General features: G+C 51.5%; 8 protein-coding genes. 6 read left to right on the top strand and 2 right to left on the bottom strand.

From position 1 onward, the window contains the following. Positions 1-326: 326 nt before the first annotated feature. A complete protein-coding gene (locus tag B3D59_RS09295) occupies positions 327-917 on the top strand; it encodes a Uma2 family endonuclease (protein WP_286819247.1) in 591 nt (196 codons plus the stop codon). A gap of 49 nt (positions 918-966) precedes the next feature. Here the strand turns inward: B3D59_RS09295 and B3D59_RS09290 are convergent, their stop codons facing one another. Together B3D59_RS09290 and B3D59_RS09285 are read right to left on the bottom strand one after the other, a co-directional pair. Beyond that, on the bottom strand, positions 967-1,413 hold the full coding sequence (locus B3D59_RS09290; RefSeq protein WP_286819237.1) for a hypothetical protein: 447 nt from the start codon (positions 1,411-1,413) through the stop codon (positions 967-969). Beyond that, positions 1,410-1,724, bottom strand: a complete 315-nt coding sequence (locus B3D59_RS09285) for an ABC transporter permease subunit (protein WP_286819235.1) — start codon at positions 1,722-1,724, stop codon at positions 1,410-1,412. Before B3D59_RS09285 ends, B3D59_RS09290 begins: the two co-directional genes overlap by 4 nt. Positions 1,725-1,921: 197 nt before the next feature. Here B3D59_RS09285 and B3D59_RS09280 point away from each other — a divergent pair, with 197 nt between their 5' ends. From B3D59_RS09280 to B3D59_RS09260, 5 genes are all read left to right on the top strand, one after another. Further along, positions 1,922-4,708, top strand: coding sequence for a caspase family protein (locus tag B3D59_RS09280; protein ID WP_286819233.1), 2,787 nt, complete (start codon positions 1,922-1,924; stop codon positions 4,706-4,708). Further along, positions 4,698-4,877 (top strand): hypothetical protein, encoded by a 180-nt coding sequence (locus B3D59_RS09275; RefSeq protein ID WP_286819220.1) that lies wholly within the window; start codon positions 4,698-4,700, stop codon positions 4,875-4,877. The genes B3D59_RS09280 and B3D59_RS09275 overlap by 11 nt, the downstream gene beginning before the upstream one ends. Next, on the top strand, positions 4,847-5,200 hold the full coding sequence (locus B3D59_RS09270; RefSeq protein ID WP_286819217.1) for a hypothetical protein: 354 nt from the start codon (positions 4,847-4,849) through the stop codon (positions 5,198-5,200). Before B3D59_RS09275 ends, B3D59_RS09270 begins: the two co-directional genes overlap by 31 nt. Positions 5,201-6,124: 924 nt before the next feature. Then, the gene (locus B3D59_RS09265) at positions 6,125-9,484 is read left to right on the top strand and encodes a caspase family protein (RefSeq protein ID WP_286819209.1); all 3,360 of its coding nucleotides are present in this window, start codon (positions 6,125-6,127) and stop codon (positions 9,482-9,484) included. Positions 9,485-9,630: 146 nt separating this feature from the next. After that, entirely contained in the window at positions 9,631-10,329 is a 699-nt protein-coding gene (locus B3D59_RS09260) for a lysozyme (protein WP_286819205.1), read from the top strand. Positions 10,330-10,473: the final 144 nt, after the last annotated feature.

The following is a 10,473-nucleotide window of genomic DNA, read 5'->3' as shown; positions in this document are numbered from 1 at the left end:
ATAACAGGATAAGATGCCAAATTTAAAATTGCTGTGTAAAATCCAAATCATTGAGAAGATTTACAAAATATTATAGAATCGGTTCATGAATTTACCACAACCGGGAGAGCCTATGCCTAAATGTGAACGATACAACCAACCAGCTATCGAAACAATAGTTTGCAGGCCATGAAGCCCACCACCCGGGAAGGGTAAAGATCCGATTTTACATTACCTGTGGTGACTGCATGGCTGTGTATCAAGGGTCGTATTTTTGTGAAGGGTCAAAATGTTTCTTACAAGAGCCATGCGGCCACGGCCCCTTGAATATTAGAACAGGAGAAAAAATGACCACGCAACCAAAAGAAAAAAATACTATGACACAGTCAGAATATTTGGCCATGGAACGAAGCGCCCTGGATATCAAGTATGAATATTTCGAGGGTGAAATATTTGCTATGGTCGGAGCAAGAAAAAATCATGTTCGAATTAATGCTAATCTTACAAGAAAAATAGGGAATAAATTCGAAGCCAATAATACCCCGTGTGAGGTGTGGCCTAATGATATGCGGGTAAAAATTGAAAATGGTTATGTTTACCCTGATATTGCAATCTCTTGCAAAGATGCTGAATTTGAAGACAACGAATTCGATACACTGACAAACCCGATTGTTATTATAGAAATTCTTTCAGAATCGACAGAAGCCTTTGACAGAGGAAAAAAATTTGGCTTTTACCAGGCAATTCAAACACTTCAAGAATACATCCTTGTCTCTCAGGATAGATATTATGTTGAACAATTTATGCGCACTAATGATGGTAAGTGGGAATATCTATCACTAAAAAATATCGATCAAATTCTAAAAATGGAATCTGTTCATTGTGAATTGCCACTATCTGAAATTTATTGGGATATTGAGTTTGAACAGAAAGGTTAACAGATTAAAAAGAGCTGAACAGCTTTTTTTATCCCAAAGTAGGCCGGGTTTAAACCGATAAATGGGATTGAATGATTTCAGGATTATTCTCAAGCTCCCGGGTAGTCAGATTATTGACAATTTCCCCCCGGGTGTCCATAAGATAGTGCCTGTTAGGGACCTTGAGCGCCATTTGGTAATTTTGTTCGACAATCAAAAGGGTGATACCCGATTGGACGCAAAATTTTAAAACCACATCCGTAATGGTCTGGACCAGGAGCGGTGACAGACCCTGTGAGGGCTCGTCTATGATAATTATCCGGGGATTACTGATCAGTGCCCTGCCAATGGCCAGCAGACCGTATATCATCATTTCAGTGATCAGACTGATGTAAAACCGGTTGCCCGAGACAAAAGGAAACGCGGCCAGGGCGGAAAGCAGGATAATAATAAAAACAATTTTAACGGGATGAAACCCTGATCTGATACCGGGTATGGCTGTTGTACGATTCGTCATTCAAACTTTCCCTCTCCAAGAAGGCCCCGGGGAATGAAGACAAGGATCGCCGCCATGAGGATGTAAACGATTACCATTGCCAGATCTGTGTTAAAAAATTCAGCCAGCGTCTGGACGGCGTCGATCAGCAGGGCTGCAATGACTGCGCCGCGAAGGCTTCCAAGACCGCCGATCACAATGACCACAAAAGAACTGATTAGCATTTCCCCGCCCATCAGCGGATCAATCGTGGTCAACGGGCCTGCAATAATCCCTGCCAGTCCGGCCATGACGCATCCAAGAACAAAGGCACCTATATTCTCTTGACACAAAGCATATTCCTGGCCTAAAGTTATTTGATATGTACAATGAAAAAATGTTCGTGGCGTCTATCCATCATAGGACTTATGGTTGATGTAATGAAATATTTTCCTACAGATTGAAAGGACATGATATTTTGTAGCGTGGTTTTCAAACTTTGTATCATATAGCATAGAAAAGCCAACAATCAATTACTTTGGAGGCGGTAATGCGACACTTTTTAGATTCCCGGTGGCCGAGTGTAGCCATGATGTTTTTTTTAATGTGTACGATCGGAATATACGGAACAGGATGCCAGCGGGAAGACACGATTAATAAACGGTCGCTGGTTACCCGAACGCCGGAAATATGCAGTCCCGGAGAGGCTGTAGACACCGATGGACAGAGACGCCTGGCATTGATTGTCGGTGTTGGTGAATACAAAAACGCCAACATTCCCGATCTCAAAGGACCGCCCAATGATGCCGGCCGGTTTTATGAACTTCTGACCGGAAAAAACGGGTACGCCTTCCCCAAGCAGAACGTCTGTCTGCTTCTCAATGAACAGGCAACTACCGGAGAGTTCAAACAGTTGTTTGACACTGCTCTGGTCGAACGAGCCCGTGAAAATGATGTGGTGGTGATTTTTTTTGCCGGTCACGGCTCACAGGCTCGCGACAAGAACGGCGATGAACCGGATGAATGGGATGAAACATTGATGTTTCATGATGCCCGTACCGACGGTATTGGGGATCTGCGTGACGATGAATTCAATCAGATGCTGGCGCGGCTCTACCGAAAAACCCGCTATATCACGGTCATTCTGGATTCATGTAACGCCGGCACCGCAACCCGGGATCCCGCGGTGGCCCGTTTTTTCGAGCCCATGGCGGATGACGCCGATGCGGACCCTTCTACCGCAGCCGCAGGTGGAGACCAAGGTGCCGGATGGGTCACCGAGTCGCTGGCAGGTACGGTGATCTTTTCAGCTGCGACCGACAGCAACCCCGCGCTCGAAAAAAATGGAAGGGGAATTTTCACGGATGCACTGTTACAAATTCTGGGAAACGCGGGCAATCAAACCATGACATACGCCCAGGCTGCCCGGCAGATTCCCCTTCTGGTTGCTTCGGAAAGTCCCCAGGTTCCGTATTTTCACGGTGATCTGTCCCGCACGGTTTTTGACAGTAAATCCCGCGATCGTCCGATCGCATGGGAAGTTATCAAAGTTGGACCTCCGCTTGAGCTCGGGGGTCCCGCACTGCCGGGAATTGGAGAGGGTGCGGAATTCCGAATCTATGACGGCGCCGTTATCGGAGCGGATACCCGTGATCCAGGCAAATCCAAGGCAACGGTGATCCTTACCCATGTCACCGGGCTCAACGCCATCGCCGGCATATCTGCCGCCGAACCGGATCATCCCGAAATTAAACCGGGTGATCTCGCCGTGATGGTTCGTCCCGCAAATTCATATATTGCCTTGAAAGTGCGTATCCGCCCGCCTGAGGAATCCGGAGGGATTCCGGCAGACCGGGCCCTGAAGATCAGAAATGAGGTGGAAAAGGACAAAGAAACCGGCCTGTCCATAACGCTGGTTGAAGGTCCGGGAGATTTTGAACTGAGTGTGGGAAACGGTGACCGCCTGATACTGAAGGGACCCGAGAACCGCATCCGGAATAGTTACGCATCCGACACCCTGATTGCCGAAAGTCTCAGGCAACATGCCCGTCAACGCGCTCTACTTCAACTGCGGGGTGACGGCGGGTCAGATTTCACAGATAATGAGACGCTGAAAGTCAGTCTGATCCCGGTTTCTGCCTCAAAGCAGAACCGCTGTGCCGACGGTATATGGGAACAGGCCGAACCCAACACGCTGCAGATCATTCCCCTTTGCCACGCATGGAATATACAGGTAGCCTTGTCCAGTGATTCTCCCACACCCCTTCTGATTGGCGCACTGATCCTTTCAACGGATGGCGGCATGTTTGCATTGCCCCGAGATCGTCGCAAAGTCAGACTGATGCCCGGAGAACATTACCTGTTCAATGCTTCCGGCGAAACCTTCCTGGGGACCCCGCCCTTAAATGTACAGGACCGAATTATCGTTTTTGGTACCCAGGAAACCAATCCCGTCGAGTGGGGGCAGTTTGCACAACCTGCCGCCAGCCGGTCTCCAGGTACTTCGGGTCTGCAACAAGCCCTGTATCGCTACTTTCAGAACAGAAGACGCGGTATTCAAACTGCGGACCAAGGAATAGTTGAAAACAGTACCTGGACGCTGAGCTCAATTTCCCTAAGAGTTGAAGCCAATCAGCGATTTCTGAATACTGCAAGGGCCCCTGGTCAACCCTTTGACTGGCGTGAATACACCCTTACCCGTTTTGATATTCGGCCATACCTTCCCGATGACGAAACCACGGCTCTGTACAAGGTCCTTGAGCGGGCAGACAGGCTGGCCAGGGCCTCTGCCGGGGACGGGTACGGCTACCGCCAGCATGCCTGGGATGGACCATCCGATGAGGATAATCTGCAACGCGGCATCGACTGTTCACGATCCATATGGTTTGCATTTACCCGTTCGGGGTTACCGTACAATAGAGATGACCGATACCTTACCACCGCCATGATGGTTTCAGACGACACTCGCATGCAGGATGAGTTTGATCTGTGTGATGACCAAACGCCTTTACAAATCGGTGATATTCTGGTGTACCGGGATGACATACGCGGTGATGGACACGTCGTAATGGTCATCGATCCGGAAAAGCGTATTGCCTGGGGATCCCATGGATGGGACGGTAACCCGCGTATTCTTCCGGTTGAACCGGATACAGGGGTCGAATACCAGAAAATTAAATACAAGCAGGACTGGGAACGCTGGGACAGGAAAACGATGACGCGGAAGGCTTGCTGGCGATACCGCAGGTTTGCCGAAGAAATCGTTGCTTACCGCGGCCAACCGGGGTTGAAAGCATTAAAGAATATCTGCAACGATAAACTCAACTGTGGCAGATAACCCGGCTTTTGCCGTCACCATCACCATCACCATCACCATCACCATCACCATCACCATCATCACCATCATCACCATCATCATCATCATCATCATCATCATCATCATCAGCAGCAGCAGCAGCACATTGGAGGAATTTGGATGGAAGAATTTTTTCACTCTAAAGCCATGATCACACCGGGCGCTGTTGGAGCGACCACGACAATGATTACCGGAACGCTGGCCAGTCAGTTCGGCCTGCCGGGGAACTGGACAGGTCTTGTTCTCAGCCTGCTGTTTGGGCTGAGCGTCTGGGCAGATAAGTCTGTTCCCGTTTATCAACGGATTATTTTTTACATTATAAATTCAATGACCATTTTTGCCGTGGCCATCGGTATAAATACCGCGGGCATGGTGATTAACAAAAGCACCGAGAGGAAGGTAGCACCGTATGTCATAGAGGAAAAGCATTCGCCGGCGGAGCAGCAGAAGTTTTTTCAGGATTGGTTTCGATAAGCAGGCGATGTTTAGACATACAATTCTCACCGATTGGTACAGGGAGGATGGCACGATGGTTAATGTTATAAAAACAAATCGGCAAATCGCGCTCCCCGCGGCGCTATCAATTCTGATGCTGCTGTTTTGCGCCTGCGTTCCACAGGCCGAGGCCGACAAATGGGGGGTGGAGCGGTGACTCTGCGTACCCCGTGATCGAAAAGTTCGAAGCGCATCCCCCCGGTGCCATGGCAGGCGATACCATTACGTTGCGGTGGCGTACCCGTAATGCTCTCTCTGCCGCAATTTCGGGCATCGGAAACGTCCCTCTCAACGGAGAACGAGCAGTGGCGCCCGGTATTACGTATGTGCTGACAGTGACCGGTTATGGCGGACAACGCATCACCGCGGAACGAGGGACTACCGTCTATCAACCACAGATTATCGGTGAAAACCCCCGACCACCGCTGCAGTTGAAAGATGATAAACCGGCCATAATCCCAGGTGAAATCGTAAGACCGAACAGGCCGATAAGAGTGATTCCCATACGGGCACTACCGGCACCGATGTTACAATCACCGCCCAGCGGCAAGCGTTTCAGCCACTATCCGCGCCGAACGACACTCAGCTGGTCAACTGTACAGGGGGCAGCCACCTATACCGTCGAAATAGACTGCTATGGCTGTTGCCGAGCAAACAGATGGTGCACGGATATCGGACGCACCCACAAAATGGTCAAATCAATCCGGTCTACGACCTACACCTTCAATTTTGTCGGTGCTCAGCCGGGTCTATGGCGGGTCTGGGCCGTGGATCAAAACGGAAACCCAGGGGGAAAAAGCGCATGGTGGACCTTCAGCTATACGCGCTGAAAAAGGAATTGAATCCGGTATGTACAACTATCCCCCCAATTGTTGCGAACTGAGTCGGCTGAAGAAAGTATTTATGCCTGGCAATCATACGTTTACCCTATTGCGGATTGCCTTAATTGTTTCGATGACCTTTACCGCCTCGTGTGCAGCCCCAAAAAGAGCGTCAGTAACAGCCGGTCCGGAAAAAAACCGAACATCGGCAAATGCCCGGATGGTGGTACAGTTAACTCACGCCAATCATGTATCGGCCATGGATGTATCGGCCGATGGGCACTTTATCGTCAGTGCAGGTTGGGACAAAACCGTTCGCCTGTGGAATGCCCGTACAGGACAGGAGCTTCGCCGGTTCAAAGGTCATGCCAAGGTGGTTCGTTCGGTTGCGCTGTCGCCTGACGGCGCTCTGTTGTTAACCGGCAGTGCGGATAAAACGGCACGGCTGTGGGATACGTTCAGTGGCAGAGAACTACTGCAGTTGAAGGGACATACCCAACCGGTGACGGCAGCGGCCTTTTCTCTGGACGGCGCCTGGCTTGCAACCGGCAGCGAAGATATGACGGTGCGTCTGTGGAATGCTGAAGGAGGGCGAGAAATTCGACAATTGAAAGGTCTCAACGCCGAAGTTACATCCCTTGCGATCTCGCCGGACGGGCGGCGCATACTTACCGGCGGCGGCACAACGGCTCAGTTGTGGAACCCAAAAACCGGTCGAGAAGTACGCCATTTCAAAGGTCATCACGGAGGTATCAGTGCGGTGGCCATTTCACCTGACGGGCGGTATGCCCTGACAGGCAGTCTCGATAAAACCGCACGCCTGTGGAATATCAAAACCGGACATGAAATCCAGCGATACACCGGACATGAAAACGCGGTAACCTCGGTGGCGTTCTGGCATGACGGACATACGGTGGTCACCGGAAGTCAGGATGCAACGGCTCGTATCTGGAATGCGCTGCAGGGCACGCAATACGGGAATGCCATTTCGCACACCAATGGGGTTACCGTCGTCGATACCTCTGGTGAAGAAACAGTCTTTTTTACGGCTGCGGGTGAAATTCCACAATCCTGGTCCCTGGATCTTTCGTCAGGCATCCCCCAGCACCTTCTGAATTTTGAAGGCAATTCTGACTGGGTCAGCGCAGTAGATTTTTCTCCTGACGGAAAGCGTTTACTGATCGGCACCTGGGACGATACGGCACGACTGTGGGATGCGGGAAGCGGTGCACAGCTTCAGCGTCTGCAGGGTCACACCGGTGATGTACGCGGCGTGACTTTCTCCCCTGATGGACAATGGATTGTAACCTCGGCGCGGGATGGCACGGCCCGCATCTGGCAAGCCGCCAACGGCCTTGAATTTCACCGCCTGACAGGGCACAAAGGCGGCATCCGGCCGGTTGTATTTTCAGCAGATGGGCGATGGATTGTAACCGGAGGAGATGATGGAACGGCCAGAGTGTGGGACAGACAGACCGCTTTTTCACAGGTCAGTCTCCTTGGGCCTCATGAAGACCGTGTTTCTTCGGTCGCGTTTTCTCCTGACGGACGGCGGGTTGTGACGGCCAGCAAAAACATGGTGCGTCTCTGGGACGTTGCCACGCAACGCATCATCAGAGCCTTTAATGGCCACACACGGCTGGTCAACACGGTGACATTTTCTCCCGACGGACGCCGGATACTCAGCGCCGGCTGGGATCAACTCATCCGATTGTGGGATGCCCGGAGCGGTGCGGAACTCTTGAACTTTGAAGGTCACACCAATGGCATACACAGCGCGGTGTTTTCCAGGGACGGCAGCTATGTGGCAACGGGAAGCGAGGACAAAACGATCTGCCTGTGGGATCCGGACAGCGGCAAGCAATTACGCTGTTTTACCGGTCATACCAGTGCTGTCATTCAGGTGGCATTCTCTCCGGACAACCGTTTTTTACTGTCGGCCAGTGCCGATCAGACAGCCAGGCTCTGGGATACGGCCACGGGTGAGGAACTGTGCCAGTTAATTAGTTTTCGGGACGGAGCCTGGGCCGTCGTCGACAAGAAGGGACGGTTTGATGCTTCCAACGGGGGTGATGTCGAAGGGCTGCACTGGGTCGTCGGCCTGGAAGCAATCGCCTTGAGCCAACTTAAGGAACGCTACTATGAACCCGGGCTGCTCGCAAAAAAGATGGGTTATAACCGTGAACCTCTGAGAAACGTTGTCTCTTTTGTTGCCCCCGGATTATTTCCGGATGTTATCACGAAACCGCTTGACCCCAGGGACCCAAAGCTTCAAATTACGCTGGTTAACCGGGGCGGGGGTATAGGCCGGGCCATCATTCTGCTCAACGGCAAAGAAATAATTAGCGATGCCCGCGGCGGCACGGTTGATCCGTCTGCCGAACAGGCCGAATTACCGCCCATTCCCCTCGCCGGCCATCCCTACCTTCTTGCCGGGCAAAAAAATGTCATCGAAGTTCGTGCGTACAACGCCGAGGGCTTTCTTTCCAGCCGGGGCGTTACGATCGCCTATCTGGAACCGGGAACGGCCGAAGAAGAAAAACCGGTATTGTGGGCAATTGTTGCCGGTGTTTCGGATTATGCCGGCAATGCCATTGACCTGCGGTATGCAGCGAAAGATGCCGAAGATATGGCTCATGCGCTTGAAATCGGTGGAACACGGCTGTTCGGGGCCGATCATGTGCGACTTACGCTGCTGATCACCTCAGACAAACCGGGGCAGGACGCCCCCACGCGCGAACGGCTCCAGTCAGCATTTGAAGCTGCAGCCCAAGCGCGTGCAACCGATCTGCTGCTTGTCTATCTTGCCGGCCACGGTGTGACCTACGGGGGGCAGGACGGAGATTTCTATTATCTGACCCCTGATGCCGGAAGCGGCAATATAGATGACCCTGCCATACGTGCTTCCGTCGCCATCTCGAGCATGGAACTGACCGAAATGATTAGAAAGGTGCCTGCGTTGAAACAGATTCTCATCCTTGACACCTGTGCGTCGGGCAGAGTCGTGGAACGGCTGACCGAAAAGCGGGATATCGCTTCCAGTCAGGTGCGGGCGCTGGAACGTATGAAGGATCGCACGGGACTGTATGTCCTGGCTGGTGCAGCGGCTGATGCCGTGAGCTATGAGGCCGGCCGATACGGCCAGGGACTGCTCACATGGAGTCTGTTGTTCGGTATGCGCGGTGCAGCCCTTCGTGAAGTGTCCATGCGCGGTCAAAACACCGGGTTTGTCTATGTGGATGCGGCCGACTTTCCTGATGCCTATTCTCTGGCCGGGCGTTATTGGGTAAAAGGTAATCTTGTGAACGTCATGGTCATGCTGTTTAAAGAAGATATACAGAAGGCATCAATTGCGGTTTCAGGTGATATCACCCGGCTTAACCGACTGGCTGCAGACATCATTGATGAAGTTGGACGAAGGCTTGCAACGCTGCCGGGATGAGGTTCCGACGCCTTCAGAGGCTGTGGTTCCGACAGATGTTCACCAGTTCAACCGACTTATGCAACAGGATCAACGATGCCTTGAACCGCTGCGAAGTATGCAGCTCGAATACTTTTGGGGATCAACTCATAATGGGAGGTACGACAATGCAATATATACCTATGGCAGGATTCATCATCATCGTAATGGCAAGTGGATTTGTTGGAGGCTGTAACAAATATGTTGAAATTCCCTCTTACCCAACAATGGATACGCTTACTGCGGGCATTTTTCTGGAACCCGAAGAACGGACGGCCCTGCCTCCGGGGGTCACTCTGCGGGGCGTATATGACAAAGGGCTGAAGCTGACCAAAGAATCGGAAGGATTTCGAAGTCATCTTTATAACGATGCGGCCCGGTACTGCACCATCGCATATGGTCATCTCGTCAAGCTATCTCCCTGCGACGGTAGTGAGCCGGCAGAGTTCATTGAGGGCGTCAGTGAACCTAAAGGCGCTCAAATGCTTCGAAAGGACATGGAGCTGGCCGAACGGGCAGTCTTGACAGGGGTTAAAGTCCCGCTGACGGATGGTCAATATGCCGCCCTGTGTGATTTTGTGTACAATGTCGGGGGGGGGAATTTTCGACGCTCGACACTTCTCAAGGTTATTAATGAAGACGAATTTGAACGGGTACCCTTGCAGTTACTCCGATGGGTAAAAGCCGGCGGCAGGGAGCTGGCCGGCCTGAAGAAGCGACGCGAGAGAGAGATTGAACTCTTTTTTGAAGATAGCGCTATCCCCCGGGCAGTACCCGCTCCGGATGAAATCCTGACACCGATTGACATTCAGCAGGGTGAATCGTAATTTTTTTGGTACACTCCCGACATTGGGCAGATAATCCATAACACCCTGATTTTATTATGGGTGAAAATTTGTCAAACAAACTCAGACTCAATAAATTCAAAAGGTTACATATGGGTTTGGTAACTTCTCAATAAGTGTGGGTGA

It is taken from the genome of Desulfobacter sp. UBA2225, from assembly GCF_002348205.1.
GTDB lineage: Bacteria > Desulfobacterota > Desulfobacteria > Desulfobacterales > Desulfobacteraceae > Desulfobacter > Desulfobacter postgatei.
The sequence above is the reverse complement of the archived record's forward strand: the minus strand, read 5'-3'. Positions and strand labels throughout refer to the sequence as shown.